The following is a 21,327-nucleotide window of genomic DNA, read 5'->3' on the forward strand; positions in this document are numbered from 1 at the left end:
ATACGCGCATCGCGATAGCGCGGTCCTCGGCGACTTCCTGAGCCCGCTCTGCGGTCGACGTGCTGCACTGGTGGCCGCTGAGCTGCTGCAGATATTCGGGAGCCTTCCCGGGGTTCTTCGCGCCAATCCTGCGGCGCTGGCCATCCGGCTGATCGATGAACCGGGCGTCGCGGACCTTCTGACCGCAGTCCGTCCGCTAGTGCGCGAAACGCTCCGTGCCGATCTGCTCGATGGGCCTGTACTGCCGGATCTTCAGGCCACACTCGATTATCTGTTCGTCAGCTTGGCGCATGACCAGGTCGAGCAAGTGGTGATGCTGTATCTCGACGCAAAGAACCGGCTGCTGGCCGACGAAGTCGTCGCACGAGGCACCGTCACCCGGGCCGACATCTTTCCGCGTGAAGTGGTACGGCGCGCACTTGATCTCGGCGCCACCGGCCTGATCATGGCGCACAATCACCCATCCGGCGATCCCGCGCCGAGCCGTAGCGATCTCGACGCTACGCGCGCCGTCGCGGAAGCGGCACGCTTGTTCGACATCATCCTGCACGACCATATCGTGGTCGGACGCAGCGGCCACTGCAGCCTGCGTGACAAAGGCTATCTCTGAGGTTCGGAATGCCGGCGGCCGCGTCAGCGGTCGGAAGACGCGTCCACGGGCAGTGCTTCGATCGCGGGCATATGCGGCGAGGGCAAACGCCAGGGCCCTTCGATCCGTGCTTCGACGAGCTGCAGGACATGATCGAGGTTTTGGACGGCCTGATCGTCACACATGCGAACCGCGTCGGATATCCGGCTGACGAGAGCTCCGATTGCCCCCGTACCGTGAAGGGCGATGAGATAATCCGCCTCGTCCCGCCAAGCGATGTCTGCCTGCATGTACCGACCTTAGCCGCGCGTCCCGAATAGACCATTGCGTAGTTTCCCGGTAAGCTCCGATCCGGACGGCCGATGCCACCTTGACTTGCCCCGGCCCGGCCCATAAGGACGCCGCTCCGCTTCGCACGGCCCCTTCGTCTAGCGGTCTAGGACGTCGCCCTCTCACGGCGAAAACACGGGTTCGAGTCCCGTAGGGGTCACCAGCGATTTCAAGCACTTAGTGCTTGGCTCAGCGGAAAATGAAAATATCCGTGTAAAATCCGCTGACGTGCGTAGACGTCTCTGTCCGAGCCGAACCGTGCGCGGATTGCGCTAAGTAGGCGTGTGCTAGCCTCCGTGCATGGATTTCGGGGCGACCTTTCTGATTGGCAGGTGATGCGACCGACCAGTCTGTGAGAAGGTCGAAATGGCCGTGGCCCATCCTGCCAGGAAATCTGCTTGGAGAGGCCATCGCGCAGCAGGGCGCTCAAAATAACCACGCGGGCTAATGGATGAGTCGGTCACATATCGCACATCGGCGGTAAGATGCGATGTCGGCACAACGGCAATCGATCCAGCAAGAGCACATTCCGTATAAACTGATAGTTGCGTCAGAATATATGCATGCCGACAGAGGCTTCGGACACCCGATGCTCGCATCTCTATGTTACGCGCATCGGGCGTCCGAGCTCTGCAAGATTTAATTGTTGGCGGTTTGCATCTTGTGCTTTTTCATCATCTTCTCGCATTCCGCGTGCTGACGGTTCATCGGGGTCTGAGCGACAGTACCCTTCATCTCGGCGTGGCTGTGGTGCTGCTTGGTCCCCATGGTCTTCGCCATGGCTTTGCAATGCTCGAGCTTGTCATGCTGGGCGTGCCGGGAAGCCTCGGACGAAACGTGCGCCGCTGCGGCCGGACTGGAGTTCGTGCGGACCTGAGCGCCTGCGGCTGAACCAACCAAGAGCAAACTCACCGCCACAATCGATACAGACTTCATCATCTTCAAGTTCCTTCCAGCTACATGATCTAAGCCGCCTAGGTTGGCCTAGTTGCCGTTGCGCAGTCTGGACCCGCTGAAAGTGGCGCTATATCCGTAAATCACACAATGCGCAGACGAGAGCGTGCGGCTACCGTGGCGGCGCTTAGGCCTACAGAGTAGCCCCCGCATCCCAGGGCAATGGCGGGACCTGTCGTCGGTAAGTTTATTTGCGGTCGAAAACGGCAAGCTCATGCAAGGCGTAGAATCATAGCCCCGATCGCGTCACAAACTTCCGGATGCTGTCAATCGGCACCAGCGTCGCGCGACCGGCCTTGATGGTCGCGATGTCGCCGGATCCGATGAGCTGGTAGAGTGTCGATCTGCCGATCGACAGCATGCGCGCGGCTTCGGGCACTCGTACCGTCAGCCGTTCGGCCGATCCAACCATCTGAAGGGACTTCTGGCGCATGACGGTTCTCCTAGGCTGAGCGCGGCCGTTTGAATTGCTTGTCGCTTTCCATAAAGGCGGCGAGCATGGCAGGCACGAGCTCGGTGAGCGACTCCTCGATCCCGTAGCGTTCACGATAGAGTTCGGCATAGATGTGAAGGTCCGCGGCCAGGTTCGGCGCCAGCACCAGACTGAGCTTCACCGGCGTACGATCAGGCAGTTTGGCCAGTTTCAAATCGGGCATTTTTTCGTCTCCCTTACCCTTTCCAAGGTACCAAAATGAGATCCTTGTGGACGACGAGCCGGACGACCGCGCCTGGTCGGACGGTGATCGTCGGCTGAATGTTGAGGTTCTTGCCGACGATCTGATCCCCGGCCCGGGATCCGCTATCCTGGGTTGATCGTCGAATGGCCTGAACGAGATCGCTGTCGGACGAGAAGGCGAGCTCGGACCCAACGCCCAGCAACGTCGACAGCACCACGCCCTTCAAGAGGCTCCAGCTGTGCCGATCGACCTTGTCGGCGAGGCCGGAATAGCCCGCGGTGTCGGTCGCCGGCACATTGTCGATCCTGAGTGAGCTGCCATCGGGCATGACTATCCGCTGCCAGACGACAAGCGCACGGCTTTGCCCAAAGGCGATGACACTGTCGTAGCTTCCGACGAGCCGGGCGCCCTGCGGTATGAGCAATATCTGTCCGGTCGGGCTGTCGAAGACGTTCTCGGTGACCTGCGCCGTCACGAGGCCTGGCAAATCGGAGCGGAGACCGGTTATCAGGCTCGCGGAAACGATGCTTCCCGCGGATAGCAGATAGGGTGACGCCGCCGGTTTCAGCCGGTGCGAATCGACATCTTCAGCCTGACCATTTGCCGCAACGAACTGTGCCTTGCGGATTTGGCCGTTTGGATCGGCAAAGGCATCGCCGGGATTAGGCATCGCGTCGGACCCAAACCCGGAATCCTGATATGCCGAGCGGTCGGCCGCGGACGTAATGCCTCGCTGAAACAGCACTCCAGACGCGCGCGCAGCTTTCCGCTCGTCCGCCACAGAACGACCACCGGAGGTCCCTCCACCGCTACCAGCGTCGGTCGAAGAGTCGGCCTGGGCGTCCAGTTGCTGACGGCGCAATATCGGCCGCCCCAGATCTCCAGGAAGCGGCGGACCTAGCTGCGGTGTCGATCCATAAGCCGTCGGCAATGCTGCCAGCGTATCGGAGCTAGGCTTTTCAAGTGGCTGTGATAAATCGCTTTCCGGCGCAAGCCGGATTGGTCGCGTTGTCGATAGCGCAGCCCATGTCACGCCCATCAACCCCGCCGAGCCAGCGGCAGCGAGCCCGATGATCAATCGCCGCTTGAATCGCACCGACCGCATGGGGTGCGAGCGTATCGCCAGCGTCTCGGGGTCGACCTTGGGAGGTGGTGCGGGCGTTTCGGAAAGGTCGGTCATCAGACCCTCCCCTTGCGCGAGCCGCTGCGGGCAATGCGGACGATCGCCTGTCGCTTCGTTCCGAGACGAAGCTCGGCCGTCTCGAACAAGCGATCGACGACATAGTAGCGGCCCTTCTGCCGGTAATTGACGAGCTGGGCATCACCTTGCTTGTCGGTCAGGAACAGCGGCGGTGCTTCGCCAACCGCCAAATCGGCCGGGAACTCGACAAAGGTTTGCCGTCCATCGTCGAATACCCGCACCGGCCGCCATGCTGGCTTGTCGCCACCGATGCGATAATTGAAATTGAGTCCGTCGACGGGGATGCCGGACGCCACAGCGCCCGCCGCGCCATTCCGGCTCAGTACGAGCATCTGATCGGCCGGATAGCTCCACGAAAGGGCAATCATCGGCGACCGCGCGGTGCTGACAAGGGTGAGGTGATAGACCCGCCTGTCGGTCGTGATCACGAGATTCGTGGTCAGCCCAACTCGTACTGGCTTCACCAAGATATGCGTGCGCTTGGTCTCACCCGAACCGCTCGGCGTGTCGCCGATGACCCATCGCACGGTATCGCCGGCCGCTACGGCACCGAGAGTCTCGCCCGGCTGCAAGGCGATGTCGGTCACATGCTCGGGTGCCGCGAACAGCCGATACAAGGTCCCTTCGGAATAGGGATAGATCTGGACGGCGTTGATGAAGGCGTCCCTTGCCGGCTCCTGGGTGGCATTGCGGGTGGCCGCGACAACGGCTTGCGCAGGCGAGCTGGGACGCCACGCACGCTTGGGCCGCCATGCTGTGCGGGGCTTTTGCGCGATCGGACGACTGGTGCCGACCAGGCCGGGGTTGGCCGATGAAACTGTGGCGTTTACCGGTGGTGCCATGTCCGCGCTCAGTGGCGAAGCTGCCATGACCATCACAGGCAATAGAAGAAGCGATCTCATGGCCGTGCCTCCTGCAGGGCGGTTGTGGTCGACGCGGGAATGACGTTTGTGCTCGCGGCGGTGGCGGGAACCGGTGCGACGACCCCCGGCCGCGCCCTGCCCTCTATCTCACCGCCGTCGAATTCTCGGCTCCAGTCGATGGCATCGACGTAGATCCCGAGTGGATTCTTACGCAGCGTCTCCGCCGCTGCCGGCACTTTCGATACGGTGGTCAGGATTCCCGTCCATCGCGATGCCGCCACCGGCGTTCCGCGATCGAACGCCTGTTCGGTCCACTTGACCTGAAACGACTTATCGGACGCCCTGACCACGCTGGTGATCTGCACCGACACCGTCCTGTCCCCGATCCGGGCAAAGGGATCATTGGCACGCGCATAGGCATCAAGCGTCTGGGCGCCGCGCTTGGTCACGAAATCATAGGCCGACAGCCAATCGCGCCGCATGAGCACCGGATCGAGCGAGACCGACCGGATATCGGTGATGAAGCGGGCGAGGTGCCATGCGATCTGCGGATCGGTGGGTTGAAAACCTGTCTCGGCCGGCCTGACCGATCTGGCCTCGCCAAGCCTGTCGACCTCGACGACGTAAGGCGTGACCCGGCTCTGCGAGGCCTGCCAGGCCATACCCGATGCCAGCCCCGCCGATAGGATCAGACTGCCGAAGGCCATCAGCCGCCAGTTCCTCGCCTGCACGCGCGCTGAGCCGATGCGTTCGTCCCACATTTGCCCTGCGCGCTGATAGGGCGTTTCAGGGATAGGCGTTCGCCCATAGCGCTGGATGGTCCGCTTGAAGCCCATCGCTTAGTCCTCCTTCTCCTTGATGTCGGGTGCTGCCGACGCCCCGCCACGATCGCCCTCGCGGACGGTCTGCAGCGCGGCATGACGGTGGTATCGGGCCGTTTGCTCGGTCCGCATGTCTTGCGCCCATCGCGGGGCGCCCGCTGATCGATCGTTGGCCGCAGGGCGAGCGGACGGTCCCGACCGGACGGCCGCCCATGCGAGGTCGTTCCCGCGCTCTCGGGCCTCATCGAGACCCAGAGCTTGGGAGGCGCGCTCGCGCAGCGCGTGACCGGCTACGCGGGCAACGCCGGACATGCCGGCTGACGGGCTCGCCGAACCGGCGACGGATTGCCCCATCTGATAAGCCTGTCCGGCGGCCGTTCCGACCGTCGTCCCCGCGCGGATCGCGCTGATTGCGCCACCCGCCGTGCCGCGCCCGACCGCACCCGCCGCGCTGCCGGCGGCATAACCCATGCCGACGGCGCCTGCGACGGTGCCGACTGCCGCTCCCGCGCCCAGTTGCGGAGCACCCGCGACGAGGCCCGACGCGATGCTGGGGCCGAAAATGCCGAGACCAAACAGCGACAACGCGGCGAGCACAAGGCTCATAGCCTGGCCGATATCGGGCTCACGCCCATTCAACGCCGATGTGAAGTCGGAAAAGAAGTTCGACCCGATGCCGACGATGACGGCGAGCACCATGACCTTGATGCCCGATGCGACGACATTGCCGAGCACGCGCTCGGCCAGGAAGCTCGTCCGGTTCCAGAGCGCGAAGGGCACGAGGATAAAGCCCGCCAGGCTGGTGAGCTTGAACTCGATGATCGTCACGAACACGGGAGCCGAGGCGAGGCTGGTCAGCGCCGACCAAAGGGTCTCCTTGATGTCGGGTGTGACGAGGAGCTTTTCGTGCGCGAGCAGCGCTGCGATCCACTCGGACGCCCAGGCCCGCTCGCGATCATTGTCGATATGCCGGAGCGGCTGAAACGCCAGGCCGGACTCGCTATCGGCGCCCAGGCTATGGTGCGCGCCATTCATCGCCAGGACCGCGGCCCGCGAGGAATAGCCTTTGTCGAAGATGTAGATCTGAGCGTCAGGGTAGCGCCGGAACTGGAGCGCCATGAGCGCCAGCAACACCGATTTGCCGGCGCCGGTCGGACCGACGACGATCATATGACCGACATCGCCGACATGGGCCGACAGACGGAACGGCGTAAATCCGGCGGTCTGCACCGTGAGAAGCGGCGGCCCATCGAGATGACTATCGGCGGCAGGCCCCGCCCAGACGCCAGCAAGCGGCATCAGATGGGCTATATTGAGCGTGTGGACGAGCGGCTGCCGGACATTGGCGTATGGGTTGCCAGGAATCGACGACAGCCATGCCTCGATCGCATTGACCCCTTCCTTGATCGTCGAGAAGCCAAGCCCGTTGACGATCCGCTCGACCGATCGAACCTTCTCCTCGACGGCATTGCGATCGCGATCCGAGACGGTGACGGTGACGGTGAGATAACCGAATGAGACGAGGTCGCCGCCCAGCGCCTGGAGCGCCTGATCGGCATCGATCACCTTGTTGTCGGCGTCGGAGTCTAGCAGCTGTGCGGGCTGATTATAAAGCACCTCGCGCAGCAGCGCGGTGATCGACTTGCGCTTATTGAACCATTGCCGCCTGAGACTCGTGAGCGCCTTGCTCGCTTCGACCTTGTCGAGGGGCAAGAAGCGCGAAACCCAGCGATAAGCGAAGTTCTGATGGTTGAGCGCATCGAGGATGGCGGGCCGGCTCAACGGCGGAAAGCCGAGAATCGTGATCGTCCGGAGATGCTCGTCACCGAGCTTCGGCTCGAGTCCACCCAACAGCGGCGTGTCCGCCAGCACGGCGTCGAGATACATCGGCACCTCCGGCACGGCGATTGGCTGCCGGCGCAGCGAGATCGTGTCGTGGAGATAGGTCAGCGTCTCCGCATCGGAGAGCGCACACACCTCGGGCATGAATCCGGAGAAGAGGTCGAGCGCGCGATCGGTCTCGTCGACGAAGCGCTGCAGCGCGGCGCGCCAGTCTCGCGTCTCCTCCGCATCGGGCCGGTCGATCAGGGTGCGGCCGACCGTCTCCGCGGCGTCGGCCGGCGGCAGCCAGAGCAAGGTCATGTGGTAGCGGCTCTCGAAATGCTGGCCCGCCGCCTCGAAATCGGCCCGGCGCTCGAGATCGACGAGATGCGAGATCGGATCGGGAAAGCTGCTTGTCGGATAGCCGATCGCTTCGGTGCGCGCGGCTTCGAAGAACAGTGCCCAGCCCGAGCCGAACCTGCGCAGCACATTATTGGCGCGGGCGCAGGCGGCGACGAGTTCGCCCTCGGTCGCGCTCTCGAGATCAGGCCCGCGGAAGGCGAAGCTGCGCTGGAAGCTACCATCCTTGTTGAGCACCACACCCGGCGCGACGAGCGCGGCCCAGGGAAGATGATCGGCAAGCCGATCGGTGCGATCACGATATTCGCGCAGGTTCAGCATCGAAAAAATCCCTTCTGCCGGATGTGGCGGAGGAGCACCGCCGCGAAGGCCGGGTCACGCCGCGTCGCGACCACCGCGACGCTGTGGCCGACCGCCCAGATCAGGAGGCCCGCCAACCATTGCTGAAGACCGAGGCCGATCGCGGCCGCGATGGTGCCGTTGAGGATGGCGACGTTGCGTGGCGCGCCGCCGAGCAGGATTGGCGCGTGGAGCGACATATGAAGCGGCGCCTCATATCCCTCGAGCCGGTCGGTGCCGGCGCTGTCGCCAAGGCCGCTCATGCCACGAGCGCTCCGCCGCCGAAGCTGAAGAAGGAAAGGAAGAAGCTCGACGCGGCGAAGGCGATCGACAGGCCGAAGATGATCTGGATGAGCCGGCGAAAGCCACCGGCGGTCTCGCCAAAGGCCAAAGTCAGCCCGGTGACGATGATGATGATCACCGCCATGATCTTGGCGACCGGCCCCTGCACGGACTCGAGCACCTGCTCGAGGGGTTGTTCCCACGGCATGGCCGAGAAGCGGGTTGGCGTGGTCAACGAACGCATTCGCGAATTGCTCGGCTACGACGTCGAGCAGTTTCGCCAGATTGTCCTTCTGCCCCAGGGGCAGTTCGAGCGCTTCCTCGCATCGGACAGCAAGGCGCGCCTCGAGATTCTGCGTGGCTTGTTTGACGTCTCGCTCTACGAGCGGATGACCGAGCGCCTGAAGGAGCGTGCCACCGAAGCCCGCACGACCTACCAGCAGGGCATGGCGCTGCACGTTCAGCAACTGACCAACGCCGGGTTCGCCAGCACCGATGATCTGACCAGCACGATCGATGCAGCGGAGGGACGGTGCACCGAACTCGATGCGGCCGCCGCCACGGCCGACGCGACCCGTGCCGCTGCCGCCACAACGCTCGGCAATGGTGAGGCCCTGCAGAAATGTTTCGATGAAGCCGGTGCTGCGGCGACAGCGCTCACGGCCCTTCAAGGGCGCCAGACCTATATGGACGCCCTTCGCGAACGCCACACGGCCGCCGGATGCGCGGCCCAGCTGGTCGATCGTGATGACACCGTCACACGCGCGGTCACAGCCTTGGCCGCGGCCAAGGACGCGGAGACGATCGCCATGGGGCGCGTGACCGAAACCGTGGCGGCAGAGGCGACAGCGCAGCGGACGCTGGAAGATCTGAAAGCCAAGGTCGGTGAGATCGACGCCTTGAAACAGCAGCTTTCCGATCTCGATCGCTATGCCACGGTCCTTACTGATGCCACCGATTTGAAGGTGCAGGCCGAGAATGCCGAGGGCCTGCTCGCAAGCGCGCGGACTGCGGCCGCGACGGCCCGGCAACATGCCGAACGCGCAACGCAAGCGCTCGTCACCCACCGCGCGAATGTCGACCGGGCGCATGCCAACCAGAATGAACGGCTGCGCCTCACCGCAGATCGCGACCGCGTTCACCGGCAAGCGCGCCAAGCACGCGAGGTGGAGCGGGCTCGGACGGCCCTGGACACCGCCGAAGGGCTTCTGACGAAAGCGCAGAGCACGGTGGCCGACGCACGGTTGCACCGTAGCGGTCTTGAGAGCGCCGTCCGTGATCGGCAGGCGGAGTTCATCGCCGGCCAGGCGAGGCTGCTCGCCGAGAGCCTTGAGGGCGGCAGCCCCTGCCCCGTCTGTGGCAGCGCAGAACATCCCCGCCCGGCCCATGGTGGCGAGCCCGCCGCCGGATTGGAGGCCGCGTGGCGTGAGGCGCAGGTCGCATTCGACAGCGCCGCAATAGACGCACAGACGGCGGAATCAGCATTCAGCGCTGCGCGCAGCGTTCGAGACGAACGAAAGACTGCCTTGGAAGCGCTCGACGCACCCGAAGGCAGTGCTGCGGATCTCGAGGGCGACGCACTACGGATGGGCAAGGCGATCGAGGCGCTGGGCGCTGTCGTGGATGTAGCGTCCCTCGTTGGACAGACCTCGACGCTCGAGGGCTATGTGATCACGGCGGACGTCGAACGCTCGACGAAGGCCGATGCAGAGCAGTTGGCGGGAACAGCGGCCGCGCTCGCACGGCAGTCATACAATGACCATATCGCCGCAGTTCCTGACTGGCTTCGCGACGCCGCCGCGATCACGCTTCGGCGACGCACCGTCAGCACGCAGATCGACGAGCGTCAGCTGGAGATTCAGACCGCGCAGGACCTCTGCACGCAGAGCAGCGCCGATCGCGCCGGCGCCGAGAGCGACCGAACGGGTGCGGCAAAGCGTATCACCGAAAGCGACCAGGACCTTGCCGATGCGCGTACCGCCTACGCGACACGGCGATGCGAGCTCGGCCTGACCGAGGAGCAGTATCGGGTAGCGAAAGCCGATATTGCGAACATCGCGACTATGCTCGAACAACTCGACACGTTCCGCGAAAACCTGACACGTGCGCAGAGCCGTGTCGAAGATACGAGCGCGGCGATCGCGGATCGTGAGCGGCCAAATCTCGAGTTACTCCGCGCCGACCGAGATGCTGCGCAGGCAGCCGCCGCGGCCGCTACCCGCGCGGCCGCTGACGCGCGTGCGGGTTGCAACCAGCTGACCCAGTTACTCGAAAGCCTGCGCGATCAGATGGATCGCCTGGCGCTGTTGAACGAGCAATCCGGCCCCTTGCGCGCGATGGCCGACGCGTTCGAAGGCCGCAACGCCATGAATATCACTCTGGAGACCTACGCTGTCGGCGCGATGTTCGATCAGGTGCTGGAAGCCGCCAATCTTCGTTTCGGTCCGATGAGCCAAGGCCGATATCGCCTGGAGCGCGACGTTCAAACCGTGGGCGGTCGCAGAAAGCGGGGGCTGGATATCCGCGTACATGACATCCAGACTGGGCGAGCACGCGAGGTCACCACCCTATCTGGCGGGGAGACTTTCATCGCTGCTTTGGCTCTCGCGCTTGGTCTTTCGGACATCGTAGAAATGACCCATGGCGCAATCCGTCTCGATACGATCTTTATCGACGAAGGTTTCGGCAGTCTCGACAGCGACAGTGACGGAGGGACATTGGACCAGGTACTACAGGTTCTTCAGGATATCGTAGGCCAGCGCAGAGCGGTAGGTCTGATCTCTCACGTCCCGCTAGTTCAACAAGCCGTGCCAAACGGTTTTACGGTCCTCAAAACACCGAGCGGTAGTAGAATTGAGGAACGTGTTCTCTAACCGCTACTCGAGTGCATCGACCCCGCGATACCGCGAGCGCGGCGGCGATGTCGCACAGATTCAAGCCGTCCCACAACCACAGAATAATCTCGGTGCGGCTGACGAGGAACGCGATCGGTACGATCTCCCAGCATGATCTCCGCCTTGCTGAGACCATTGAAAGCTTCGGGCGCGATTGGAGCGGGCCATAGCGGCGCGGAACGGTATAGCCTCGCTCGCACCGTCATTCGATCTGCGGACCGCCCCGGCCGCGGCCGAAAGTCCAATGCGTGTCAACGCCCCGCATTATCCCCGACGCGGACTTGCCAAACTTTTGTTCAAATACCGGACGCCACGGTACGAGTGTGAATTCATGCGCGCGTTCGAGCACTGCGAAGCGCCCGCTCACCAGATCGACGCGGCGCCCCACAGTCCCTTCGATCCGGTCGCCGACGACTGCGTCGCGATAGTCGAGGCCGGTCTCCTTTTGCAGGCCCAGTGCGGCGGCGCGCAGATCGCGGCGGATCAGTTCCGCAATCGCGGCCGGGCGATAGCGCCAGCCCCCTGCCTCCTCTTCGGCGAAGCCTCTATCCTCTAGCCACTGTCGCCGCGTCGCCAACGCCGCGCGGACCTCGCGCCCAAAACCCGCATCGCGCGCAACGATCGGGTCGGCTCCGGCGAGATCGCGATCGAGCCAGCTCGCGCCTTCATGGCCGGTGAGATCGGACAGCGGTCGATCGGCCAGAATGGCCACTTCGACCGGGCGATCGCGAAGCTGACGTTGCTCGTGCCGCAGCACGCGCCCTTCATGGTCATTCCCCAGCTGCCAGGTGCCGTTCCCTTCCCGCTCAAAGTGAGGGGTGCTGCGCCGGATTGCCTCGAGACGGCGAACATGGGCATCGATGAGGTCTGCGCGCGCAGTCGGATCATGGGCGCGGTGGAGCTCCGCTGAATATGATCCGTCATTGGCAGCGGCGATCTCGATTACCGTCCGATCGACCTCGCGCAGCCCGGCCGTCCGCGCCGTGATCCAGACGATATGTCCTTCTGGCGTCGGCTCGACGAGTTCGCCCTTCCCGATCGCCACATAATGGGTCTGCCCATCGACCCCGTCGACGAGCAGGAAATGCCGGTCGCCGAGTTCGTCGGCGAGGCCACGGCGCACCACACGTCCCACCAGCGGCGGGGGTCTTCCGTCGGGCTTGAAGACATCGTGCTCGATCACCTCTCCGCCGGCAATGCGGGCGGACAGTTCGCGCTGGAGCGTCCGGATGATATCGCCACGTTCGCTGATCGCCCGCAAATCGCCTTCGATCGTACTGGCGAGACGCCAGCGCCCTGCCCCCATTTCCTCGGCAAGCCCAAGGTCGGCGAGCTTCTGCAACCGGCCGGCGCGCAGCGCCTGATCGAGCGGATCGCGGCCGGTCGCCGCGACGATGCCCTCGTCGTCGGCGTCGCGCATCAACGACCGGTCGATCGACGTCAGCCGTTCGGCGCTGATTTCTGTGCGACGACCCGCCTCGATTTCACGCGCCGTCCGCGGCCCGAGATCGAGCGTGACGAGCTGCTCGGCGCGCGCCCGCATTCCATGCGCGATATAGTCCCTGGCGATGATCAGATTCTGCCCTCGATCGTCGACGCCGTGCAGCATGATGTGGCTGTGCGGATTGCCGGTGTTGAAGTGGTCGACCGCGACCCAGTCGAGCCGGGTTCCGAGATCCTCTTCCATCTGCGTCATCAACCGGCGGACGAAGGGTTTCAGGTCGGGATATTCGGCGCCATCCTCAGCCGAGAGGATGAAGCGGAACTGGTGGCGATCTTCGCTACCACGATCGAGAAAAGCCTTGCCGTCGGCCTCGTCGCCGATGGCATCGTAGAGCCGCCCCGGCTCACCCTCGCGCGTCACGCCATCGCGCTGGATATAGCGCAGGTGCGCCCGCGCCGCGGCGACCCCTTTCGTTCCCAGGCGGACCAGGCGCGCCTTGACGACGACGCGGCGCGCGCGCGGCCCCGAAGCCGCCACCCGCGCCCGGCTCGCGCCGCGGCCGATCCGGCTGCCATCGAAGCGGGTGCTGCGGCGGCGACCGTTCCCGCCCGCCAGGACGCTCGCCGCGAGCACGCGCCCGAGATAGCGTTTCGAGCGCGAGCCGCCGGTCGACCGGATGCGGCCGAGGCGTGGCTCGAAGCTGTCGTCATCCCCCATTGCCGACGCGCCTCCCCGGCCTAAGGATGGTGAGCAAGATTCCCTCCCCGGGCCTCCCTTTGCCTCCATAAAAAAAGACGTGCAGACAACCACTTGGGCAATGGCCGGAGGCATTGCCTTTATCTTGCCTTCCCCTTCCCTTTGCCGCCCCAACCCCCTCTCCCCGGCTCAAAAAAAGAGAGCAGCGGCACCCGACCAGCGCCGCCGCTCCCTCAAGCCGGATGCCGCTCTCAATGGATCGCGGCATATCCGGCCTCGGCCTCGACCTTCGATCCACAGTGCCGGCATCCCTCCAGCCCATGCGCCCGGCCATCGCCATCGACGATGCAGACCGCGACGAACCATTCACCATCGAGCCGCCCCAGGACCGCCACCCGATCGAGCTCGAGATCATCATCGTCGAGCGATTCATAGCTGCCGATCCAGCGCTCCCGGCTGCGGGCATCCCAGTGAAAATCGACCTCCTCAGCCTCGAGAAAGCGCTGTGCCAACGCCCGTCCCGCGGGGTGTCCAAACTCCAGTTCGAGCCCTTGAATGAGGGTCTTCATCACACGGTCCGACGCCGCGCCGATGCTGTCGATCCTGGTCATGACAATCTCCTTCACGCCTGACGTTCTCCTCATCGAGAACGGCGTTTCGGAGACGGCGGGCGGCGTGGCTGTCAGGGCCGCGGAGCGCCGCGAAGCGGACGTGGGGGGAACCGATTTGCGCAGCAAATTGGGGGGCACCCGCGGGCCTTGATAGGCGCGTCGCCCGCCGTCATGCTTGGACCTATCGAGACGAGCCCCTCCCCGCCCGAGGCTCATGGCACGACCCTGCGGATCACGAAAATCGCCGGGCTCGTTCCCTCCACGAAGCCGGTAAGAGGGCCGGCCCCTGAACCCGAAGACGATAGCACGAAGACTGTCGGCGGAGGCGCTTCATAGACTGCCCGAACGACCCCGTCTGCTAGCGCCAAAGGGGGAGCGACCGGTACATCGCCGCCGACCTTAGCCATATAGAGGCGCGTCTCCTGCGGCAGCGCCCTGCCCGTCGCACGGTGCGCGGCGTAGCGCGCCGGCCCGGCATTATAGGCCCCGAACAGGCCCGGATAGCCGAAGCGGTCGTACATCATCCGCAGATAGGCTGTGCCGGCGAGGATATTGTCGCGCGGGTCGTCGGGATCACTTCCCAGCGCATGGGTCTGGCGCATCGTTGCCCAGGTGCCGGGCATGAGCTGCATCAGGCCCATCGCCCCCACCCGGCTGCGGATCGGCAGGCCGTTGATATGGGTCATCCCAGCGCTCTCGGCCCCGATCACCCGCAATATCCACGCCTCTGGAATGGCGAAGCGGCGCGCCGCCTCGGTGACGAACGGCGCCCAGGCGCGTCCGGGTTCGGCAGCCGCGGGCGCCGACATGAGCGTCAGCGACACCGCTGCAATGCCCTTCAGCGCGTCCACAGCGCACGCGCCCGACCGATGATATCCTGGCTATCGCTAAGGCCGAAATAGCGGCCATCGAACGATGTCGCCAAGCCCGGCATCATCAGAAAATATTGGCCGGTCTTGAGGGTCGCGCAGCCGTTCCACTGCGGCAGGTTACGACTCTTGCCGTCGACGAGAAGGCGTTCGCCGGCCTGCTGTCCGTTGAGCAAAATCTCCTGCCCGAAGGCGCAGACGGAGTCGCCGGGGACGGCCGCTACGCGCTTCACGAGCGGTACGTGCGACGGGATATAGCCCCGCGCGGCGGCGAGGCTTCGGAGCGCCGCCGGCACCCGCGCGATCACCATGTCGCCCCGTGAGAAACGCTCGGACGGCCTGTTCTCGTAGAGGCCGATCGGAGCGCTCGAGGAGGCGTTCCAGACGAGGCGCGGTGCCGGCGCCACCGCGAGCGTCGATATCAACAATCCGATGCCGATCCCGGTCATCGCGAACGCCTTTCGTGGGGCGGGTTTGTGCCCGGAGCCGGGCTTGCGGGCGGGCGGCGCCTCGACCTTCCCCCAGTCAAGCAGGGGCACCCTTCTCGGGGTCGCTGGCCGGCGCTTCACGACCGGGCTCCGCGCGTCTGCGATTGCGACCAGTCCTGCAGATCGTCGATATGATATTGCACCATCGTGCTGTGGTGGCGATGCAGCGGCCCCTCGCCTTTCGACCGGAGCTTTTGCAGGAAGCGGCGCGACAATCCGAGATAATGCGCGGCCTGATCGGTGTTGAGGAAAGGGCTTCCACGCTTGGCGCGTTCAGCCCGGTCGATCGCATCGCTCATGGCTTTGACCTCATGCCTGGTGCGGCGACGTGCCGCCTGGGGGAATGGCCAGTGCCCTGCGGGCGGCGCTGTTCAGAGGCTCGACTCTCGCCATGCCAAGAATCGAGCCCTCGTAGAATTCCGTGGGTGTAGAAGGGGCGGACGCCACGCACAGCGGTGCGCGCGCATCAGATTGGAGCAAATCAGCCCGAGAAATGCGGCCGGGCTGAGCCCGTCAAGTTCGAACGGCGGGGGTAAAACCGGGTGGCATGGGCACTCCGCCCATGCGACGGAAAGCGGACGATGCCGACGCCCCCGCCGACAGGGTCCCTCGCGAGCTATGGCAAATCCGGCGCGCCGTTCGAACGAGGCGGGGCACTGCCCGCGCCGGCGAACCGGCGCGGGCGCCCCAGCTCAGTCGGCCGGATTCCAGATGATGGCGTAGGTATCATCATCGTCCTGACCGGCGGCGCGGCCGAGATTGGCGTAGATGGTGCGCGGTCCCAGATCGGGCGCCGCGAGCGAGAGGCGGATATACTCCTGGCCCGACAGTTCGCCGGTCCGGACCCAGCCTGCGCCGAGCTCGACGTTCCCTGAGCGCACGCGATAATCGGGCTGGTCGCCGGTCTTGCCCCGGTTGGGGATCATCTCGATCTCTGCCCGCACCAGCAGCGTGGCGAGGACGCCCTTGAAGCTGCCATTGGCCTGCTTCTGCACATATCCGATTGACGACATGATGAGTCTCCTTCGTTCGCCAGCGGACCATCCGCTCGGGCGATGCGGACCGAGAGGCGGCGCGTCGGTGATCCGCCGAACCGGCACGGCCGGAGCGCAGCGGAGGACCGGAGGACGGGCCTTATTTGGAGCGAAGCGGCCGCGAGGAGCCGGCCACAAGCCGGCGGGGAAATAAGGTCCGGCCGATGGTTTCGGCGGGCGCCAGCGCTGCCAGGTCCCGCAGCCCAAAGCCCGTGCGATGCGTCGGCGCGATCAGGATCACCATCATCTCCAGATCGATTCAGCGCAGCCGTCGATGGCAGCCCAAGCGAGGCTCGAAACCCGTCGGCCGGATCGACAGAAACGATGCGTGATCGCTAAAAGACCGCCATGTCCATCAAGGTGCGCATCAATGTGAACAGGCCGAATCGGGTCCGGTGCGGGCTTGTCATGGCCATCGTATCCGCCCTCTTCGCGGCACCGATTCCGGCCAACGCCGCCCGCGATCATGGCCGTGTCGGATATGTCATCGACGCCGATACCTTCCGTATCAAGCACGGTCCGAAGATCAGAATCGCCGCGATCGACAGCGGCGAGACACGCCCCGATCGCGCGAAATGTGCGCAGGAAATGTCCATCGGCAAGGAGCAGGCGCGCGCCGCGCAACGCCTGCTTCTGGGTCGCCGCATCACCTATCAGGTCGTGGGCCGCAACCGCGATCGGCTGGTGGCGAAGGTGTGGCTCAACGGCCAGGATCTCGGGCAGCGGCTGATCGCGATCGGGGCGGCACGGTCGTGGCCGCGTGGCCGCCCCAAGCCCGATTGGTGTTCCTAGAAGCCGAAGCGGCGGCGCATGTCCTCCATCTCGCGCATGATCTTCATCGCCGGGCTGTCGTGGATTTCGCGCATGATCCTCAGGGTCGGGTTGGTCTGGAGCTCGCGTATCGCCTTCAGGGTCGGGCTCTCCTGAAGCTCGCGAATCGCCTTCAGTGCTGGGCTGTTCTGGAGCTCACGGACCGCCTTCAAGGTCGGGCTGTTCTGCAGGTCGCGGATCGCGCGGAGCGTCGGATGGTTGTGCATCGCCTCCATCGAGCTGAGGACGGAGCTGCCGGCGACCCGCCGCGCCAGTGCTGTGGCGGAAGGGCGGCTGCCGTGCACTACCGGCGTGTGGCGCGCGCGAACCTCGGCGAGAAGCTCGGCCCCGATCGCCTTCCACTTGGCCTGGATACGGCGGACATAGCTCGCCTCGGGCCGGTAAATGATCTTCTTGAGCGCGGTGGTCGGGCGCATCCTCGGCTTGGCGACGAGCAGTTCGGCGAGCCGGAGCAGCACTGGGCGATCGTCTTTCCCGCTCCCCTTGGGACGGCCACGCGCCCGCTTGGCATTGGACATAGTCAGTCTCCGTTCCTGGTCGCCGCCAAGCTCGGATCAGTTGAGTTCCGTTGCAAGCGAGAAGAAATGCTGCGCGCAAAAAAGAAGCGAGAATAAATTCTCGGTCATGCGGCGCCGTTCGTAGGGAAAAGCGAGAATAAATCACGCAAACCGCGCGCCGCGACCCAGAAGGGAGCGGCGCGCGGCGCGATTTTCCAGGTTTGTAGGGCTGGCCCCTATCGAAAGGGAGCGGGAGGCGTTGCGCCTCCCGCTCGATGTTCAGGCCGCCAGCGCCGCCTCTACCCCCGGCTCGGGTGGGTCGGCCTGCTGCGGCTGCGGGGCCGCTGCTGCGGGCGCGGGCTGGACCGGAAACGCACCGATCCGGGCATGGGCCTTGATCGTGCCGACCCCGCCGCGCGTGGTGTAGGCGGAGGGTGTGAAGCGCATCCAGCGCGGCACCCAGCCCTCGACCTTCTTGCGGCCATCGGCCCCGTCGAGATGGTTGCGTACGATGGTCTTGAGGGTCTTCGCCTTCTCCTTGGCGTTGCCCTGGGCGACCTTCGGACCCGCGACCTCCTTGACGATGGCGAGCATCACCTCGCGGTCGCGGATCAGCTCGAACAGCGCGTCATCGGCCTCCCACCAGTTGGACATATCGACCCCGATCTGGGTGCCGACCGCCTCGGCGAAATCGCCGCCGCAGGCCAGCGTCTCGCCCATCGCGACGGCCAAGATATCGAGCACGGCGGTATCGTCGAGCACCAGCAGACGCGCGAAGATCGCCGCCCCGTCGCGGTTATAGGGGTAGCCCTTGACGATCTGGCGATCCTCGGGATCGAGCCCCAAGGCCGACAGCGCTGCCTTGCGCCGTTCGCCGAACACATGGTCGGCGGGCGCTTCGGCGATGCTCTTGGCGACCACCTCATTGCGGGTCGAACGGGGGTCGGGATCGATCCGCCACAGCGGGGACTGCGCGATGACGTGCGCCACCGACAGCCGTAGCGCGACCATCGGATGGTCGAGCAGTTCGGCGCGGATCGCGGCATGGCGGTGAAGGTCGACATAGGCTTGCAGGCTCGATGTGAGTTCGGGCCGCGCGGGCTTGTCGTGCTCGGTAACCGCCTCGCCTTTCCGCAGCTTGCGGGCCTCCTTGGCGGTGACATATCCTTCGTGGAAGACCACCTCGCCGCTCTCGCGAACATCGATGTAGACGCGACCGCCCTTGCGCTTCGGGCAATGCTCATGCTCGTAGGTCGCGAAATGCGCCTCGGGCGGGACGATATCGACCGATTGCCAGCCCGCCACCAGATAAGCGGTCCGCCGCGCCTCGATGGCCGCGTTCTGTGCCGTCCAGAACCGCTCCTTGTCGGCGAAATAGGCGTCCTCGCCGAACAGGTCGGCGATGATCGCGCCGTCATGGCCTTCGATATCGAACAGCGCGTGACGGGTGGCGATCGACGTGCCGCCGAACAGCCACGCTTTCAGCCGATATCCGACCGGGGCGTCGGCATCCTTGTCGTCCCAAAGCGCCAGCCAATCGCGTTGCTGCGCCTTGCTCGCAAGGGTCAGATGGCGCACCGATTCCGGGCTGATCTTCTCGGCCCGGTAGAGGTCGCGGATGCGCGGCAGCAGGTTTCCGAGCGCCAGAGCGCGCCTGACCAAAAGGTCGGGCAAGCCGAAGCGCGACGCGATATCCTCGACGCTGCGGCCCTCGCGGACCAACGCGGTGAAGCTCTCCCAACGGGTCACCTCGTCGGGGTCGAGCCGCGCGCTGTTCTCCATGATCGACGCTTCGAGCGCGGCGGCATCGTCGCCCGGCTCTATGATCGCGCAGGGCAGCGGCTCGGCGGTGCCGGTTTCGCCTGCCACGGTCCGGGCGCAGTCGAACCGCCGGAGTCCCGCGACGATCTCGTAGTGATCGGGGGCGCCGTTGGGACGGACGAGCAGCGGCACGAGGACGCCGCGCGCGCGGATCAGCGGCAACAGGTCCTGGGTGTGGCCGCGCCGTTTCTTGGCGGCGCGCATGTTGACCGGGGATGGAAACAGCCGGTCTTGGTCGATGAACGCGAGTTTCATGGGTCTTCTCCTGATGGAGGGCCGGTCGCGGCGCAAAGGGTGAGCGGCGGACCGGCGCGAAGCGGCGAAACGCGCCGCGCGTCAGCCGCCGTCCTCGTCCGGGGCGGTCGGAAGCTCGGGGGGTCGTGTGAGGGTCCGGAGCGCGGCCTCGGCCGCGATGATCGATCCGGTGCGGCGCGCCGTCTCGGCCCATGCGGAAAGCGAGTGCGCGGTCGCGAAATGCTCGTCACGCTCGATCCCCAGCCCGAAGGGCAGGCGCACGCTCGCGATCTCGGACAGGCTGAAAGAGCCAAGCTCGGGGCACCCGAACCCCAGATCGGCGAGGCCGAACAGCGTATCGTCGTCGCGGTCGAGTTCGGTCGCGAGCCATGTCGCCGCACCGCACGGGTTGAACAGCTTGAGGATGGGCGCGGGGTCGGGGACATCCCATTCGCGCGCCATGTGCATTTCGCGCAGCACCGCGTTGATCCTGAGCGCGGTGCGCAGCGGAGGAGGCAGAAGGATCATGCCGCCCTCCGCAGCCGCTTGTCTGCTTCGCGCCCCTCGCCCGCATCATCGGCGGTGAGGCCGAGCAGGAAGTCGGCGGCGCGGCTGGCGGCGCTGGCGGCGCGGAAGATCGCGCGGCTATCCGCGCGCAGCACCTCGAGCCAGTTGCCGAGATAGTCGGCATGGCGGACGGTCGGCTCGATCCCAAGGCTGGCACACAGGAAGGCCGAGCCCATTTCGGCGACGAGTTCCTCGCGGGCATAGCCGTGGGTGCCGAAGCTGTTGGCAAGGTCACGCGCAAGCCGCGCACCATGCCCCGACCAATGGGTCAGTTCATGCAGCGCGGTGCGGTAATAGTTGATCTGATCGAAAAAGGCCGGTTGCGGCGGCACCTGTATGAAATCGGCACTCGGAACATAGAAAGCCTTGTCGCCACCGATGCGGAAATCCGCGCCGCTGGCGGCAATCAGCGCCTCGGCGGCGGGGACCGTCTCGCAGGGCGGCAGCGGTGTCGGATCGACGGCTAGGCCGGGCCGTAGCCCCTCGCATTGCGCGACGTTGAACACGGTGAAGCGCTTGAGGAACGGCACCGCGCGCGCGTCGTCGCCATCGCGCCGCGCGCGCTCACTCTCGCCCTTGGGGACGAAGCGGTCGGCGTAAACGACGGTGACGCCGCGCTCGCCCTTGCTGACGTTGCCGCCCGCGTCCTGCGCCTGCCGGAAGGTCAGCCAGCTTTGATCGCCATAGCCGCGCTCGATCACCGCACCCCACAGGATCAGGATATTGATCCCCGAATAGGGTCGCCGGGTCAGCGCATTGCGCGGCAGGCCGGGCGCCGGGCCGGTGCCCGCCCGCCCCCAAGGCTGGACCCACGGGAAGCGCCCCGCCTCCAGCTCGGCGATGATCCTGTCGGTGACCTCGGCATAGAGATCGCCCCGCGCGCCCTTGGGGGGCGAATGGCGCGGCTGGGCGGAACGCTGGTTGCTGCTCGGCATGGCTCGTCTCCACGCCGCCCCAAAATCGCGAAAGCCTCCCCGGAAAGCGGGGGGTGGGCGGCGAGGAGCGACCGCACGGCCCCGCCACCAGCGCCTGCCGGCACCGTCAGGGCGGAACGCCAGTGGAGCAGCCGGCCGAAGGCCGGCTTGCCGGCGGGCGCGGCGGGGG

Annotated in this window: 24 protein-coding genes and 1 tRNA gene; 4 read left to right on the forward strand and 21 right to left on the reverse strand. The window is 65.5% G+C overall.

Annotated features, from left to right (window positions below):
• On the forward strand, nucleotides 1–610 hold a 610-nt coding region (locus tag WP12_RS22425; RefSeq protein WP_052730578.1), incomplete at its 5' end, for a JAB domain-containing protein.
• A 23-nt stretch (nucleotides 611–633) separates the two neighbouring features.
• Here WP12_RS22425 and WP12_RS22430 read toward each other — a convergent pair.
• A complete protein-coding gene (locus WP12_RS22430; RefSeq protein ID WP_200894583.1) occupies nucleotides 634–879 on the reverse strand; it encodes a hypothetical protein in 246 nt (81 codons plus the stop codon).
• A gap of 127 nt (nucleotides 880–1,006) precedes the next feature.
• On the opposite strand from WP12_RS22430, the gene WP12_RS22435 reads away from it, so the two are divergent.
• Nucleotides 1,007–1,082 (forward strand) — tRNA-Glu (locus WP12_RS22435).
• 476 nt (nucleotides 1,083–1,558) lie between these two features.
• On the opposite strand, the gene WP12_RS22440 is transcribed toward WP12_RS22435, so the two are convergent.
• The 9 genes from WP12_RS22440 to WP12_RS22480 form a co-directional block, all read right to left on the reverse strand.
• A complete protein-coding gene (locus tag WP12_RS22440; protein WP_046195871.1) occupies nucleotides 1,559–1,858 on the reverse strand; it encodes a hypothetical protein in 300 nt (99 codons plus the stop codon).
• 244 nt (nucleotides 1,859–2,102) lie between these two features.
• Nucleotides 2,103–2,306 (reverse strand): helix-turn-helix domain-containing protein, encoded by a 204-nt coding sequence (locus tag WP12_RS22445; protein ID WP_052730579.1) that lies wholly within the window; start codon nucleotides 2,304–2,306, stop codon nucleotides 2,103–2,105.
• 10 nt (nucleotides 2,307–2,316) lie between these two features.
• Nucleotides 2,317–2,529: a DUF2274 domain-containing protein gene (locus WP12_RS22450; RefSeq protein WP_046195872.1), complete on the reverse strand. Its 213-nt coding sequence runs from the start codon at nucleotides 2,527–2,529 to the stop codon at nucleotides 2,317–2,319.
• A gap of 13 nt (nucleotides 2,530–2,542) precedes the next feature.
• Nucleotides 2,543–3,220, reverse strand: a complete 678-nt coding sequence (locus WP12_RS26385) for a TrbI/VirB10 family protein (RefSeq protein ID WP_327196246.1) — start codon at nucleotides 3,218–3,220, stop codon at nucleotides 2,543–2,545.
• 509 nt (nucleotides 3,221–3,729) lie between these two features.
• Complete coding sequence (gene trbG / locus WP12_RS22460; protein WP_084691299.1) at nucleotides 3,730–4,653, reverse strand: P-type conjugative transfer protein TrbG; 924 nt, start codon at nucleotides 4,651–4,653, stop codon at nucleotides 3,730–3,732.
• Nucleotides 4,650–5,450 carry a conjugal transfer protein TrbF gene (gene trbF / locus WP12_RS22465; RefSeq protein ID WP_046195874.1) on the reverse strand — a complete coding sequence of 267 codons (801 nt, stop codon included), beginning with the start codon at nucleotides 5,448–5,450 and terminating at the stop codon, nucleotides 4,650–4,652. The genes trbG and trbF overlap by 4 nt, the downstream gene beginning before the upstream one ends.
• A 3-nt stretch (nucleotides 5,451–5,453) precedes the next feature.
• Nucleotides 5,454–7,937: a type IV secretion system protein gene (locus WP12_RS22470; protein WP_084691300.1), complete on the reverse strand. Its 2,484-nt coding sequence runs from the start codon at nucleotides 7,935–7,937 to the stop codon at nucleotides 5,454–5,456.
• Nucleotides 7,931–8,218, reverse strand: a complete 288-nt coding sequence (locus tag WP12_RS22475; protein ID WP_046195875.1) for a VirB3 family type IV secretion system protein — start codon at nucleotides 8,216–8,218, stop codon at nucleotides 7,931–7,933. Before WP12_RS22475 ends, WP12_RS22470 begins: the two co-directional genes overlap by 7 nt.
• Nucleotides 8,215–8,481: a TrbC/VirB2 family protein gene (locus WP12_RS22480; protein WP_046195876.1), complete on the reverse strand. Its 267-nt coding sequence runs from the start codon at nucleotides 8,479–8,481 to the stop codon at nucleotides 8,215–8,217. The genes WP12_RS22475 and WP12_RS22480 overlap by 4 nt, the downstream gene beginning before the upstream one ends.
• Between WP12_RS22480 and WP12_RS22485 the strand changes: the two genes are divergently transcribed.
• On the forward strand, nucleotides 8,465–11,110 hold the full coding sequence (locus tag WP12_RS22485) for an SbcC/MukB-like Walker B domain-containing protein (protein WP_235399270.1): 2,646 nt from the start codon (nucleotides 8,465–8,467) through the stop codon (nucleotides 11,108–11,110). The genes WP12_RS22480 and WP12_RS22485 overlap by 17 nt on opposite strands.
• Before the next feature lie 223 nt (nucleotides 11,111–11,333).
• On the opposite strand, the gene rlxS is transcribed toward WP12_RS22485, so the two are convergent.
• The 7 genes from rlxS to WP12_RS25425 all read right to left on the reverse strand — a co-directional run bounded on the left by rlxS (nucleotide 11,334) and on the right by WP12_RS25425 (nucleotide 16,517).
• Nucleotides 11,334–13,292 carry a relaxase/mobilization nuclease RlxS gene (rlxS, locus tag WP12_RS22490; RefSeq protein WP_046195878.1) on the reverse strand — a complete coding sequence of 653 codons (1,959 nt, stop codon included), beginning with the start codon at nucleotides 13,290–13,292 and terminating at the stop codon, nucleotides 11,334–11,336.
• A 230-nt stretch (nucleotides 13,293–13,522) separates the two neighbouring features.
• Nucleotides 13,523–13,882 carry a hypothetical protein gene (locus WP12_RS22495; RefSeq protein WP_152664121.1) on the reverse strand — a complete coding sequence of 120 codons (360 nt, stop codon included), beginning with the start codon at nucleotides 13,880–13,882 and terminating at the stop codon, nucleotides 13,523–13,525.
• A gap of 212 nt (nucleotides 13,883–14,094) precedes the next feature.
• A complete protein-coding gene (locus WP12_RS22500) occupies nucleotides 14,095–14,733 on the reverse strand; it encodes a lytic transglycosylase domain-containing protein (protein ID WP_046195879.1) in 639 nt (212 codons plus the stop codon).
• Nucleotides 14,721–15,200 carry a S26 family signal peptidase gene (locus WP12_RS22505; RefSeq protein ID WP_052730580.1) on the reverse strand — a complete coding sequence of 160 codons (480 nt, stop codon included), beginning with the start codon at nucleotides 15,198–15,200 and terminating at the stop codon, nucleotides 14,721–14,723. The genes WP12_RS22500 and WP12_RS22505 overlap by 13 nt, the downstream gene beginning before the upstream one ends.
• A 116-nt stretch (nucleotides 15,201–15,316) precedes the next feature.
• Complete coding sequence (locus WP12_RS22510; protein ID WP_046195881.1) at nucleotides 15,317–15,538, reverse strand: helix-turn-helix domain-containing protein; 222 nt, start codon at nucleotides 15,536–15,538, stop codon at nucleotides 15,317–15,319.
• 393 nt (nucleotides 15,539–15,931) lie between these two features.
• Nucleotides 15,932–16,252: a DUF736 domain-containing protein gene (locus tag WP12_RS22515; RefSeq protein ID WP_046195882.1), complete on the reverse strand. Its 321-nt coding sequence runs from the start codon at nucleotides 16,250–16,252 to the stop codon at nucleotides 15,932–15,934.
• A 121-nt stretch (nucleotides 16,253–16,373) separates the two neighbouring features.
• Nucleotides 16,374–16,517, reverse strand: coding sequence for a hypothetical protein (locus tag WP12_RS25425; RefSeq protein ID WP_235399271.1), 144 nt, complete (start codon nucleotides 16,515–16,517; stop codon nucleotides 16,374–16,376).
• A 164-nt stretch (nucleotides 16,518–16,681) separates the two neighbouring features.
• Between WP12_RS25425 and WP12_RS22520 the strand changes: the two genes are divergently transcribed.
• Nucleotides 16,682–17,065 carry a thermonuclease family protein gene (locus tag WP12_RS22520; protein ID WP_160299273.1) on the forward strand — a complete coding sequence of 128 codons (384 nt, stop codon included), beginning with the start codon at nucleotides 16,682–16,684 and terminating at the stop codon, nucleotides 17,063–17,065.
• On the opposite strand, the gene WP12_RS23715 is transcribed toward WP12_RS22520, so the two are convergent.
• The 4 genes from WP12_RS23715 to WP12_RS22540 form a co-directional block, all read right to left on the reverse strand.
• A complete protein-coding gene (locus tag WP12_RS23715; protein ID WP_052730581.1) occupies nucleotides 17,062–17,622 on the reverse strand; it encodes a hypothetical protein in 561 nt (186 codons plus the stop codon). The genes WP12_RS22520 and WP12_RS23715 overlap by 4 nt on opposite strands.
• 258 nt (nucleotides 17,623–17,880) lie before the next feature.
• Nucleotides 17,881–19,677: a ParB/RepB/Spo0J family partition protein gene (locus tag WP12_RS22530; RefSeq protein WP_046195884.1), complete on the reverse strand. Its 1,797-nt coding sequence runs from the start codon at nucleotides 19,675–19,677 to the stop codon at nucleotides 17,881–17,883.
• 81 nt (nucleotides 19,678–19,758) lie between these two features.
• Complete coding sequence (locus WP12_RS22535; protein WP_046195885.1) at nucleotides 19,759–20,184, reverse strand: DUF2958 domain-containing protein; 426 nt, start codon at nucleotides 20,182–20,184, stop codon at nucleotides 19,759–19,761.
• Nucleotides 20,181–21,158, reverse strand: coding sequence for an ArdC family protein (locus tag WP12_RS22540; RefSeq protein WP_046195886.1), 978 nt, complete (start codon nucleotides 21,156–21,158; stop codon nucleotides 20,181–20,183). Before WP12_RS22540 ends, WP12_RS22535 begins: the two co-directional genes overlap by 4 nt.
• Between the last annotated feature and the right edge of the window lie 169 nt (nucleotides 21,159–21,327).

This window comes from Sphingomonas sp. SRS2, from assembly GCF_000971055.1.
GTDB lineage: Bacteria > Pseudomonadota > Alphaproteobacteria > Sphingomonadales > Sphingomonadaceae > Rhizorhabdus.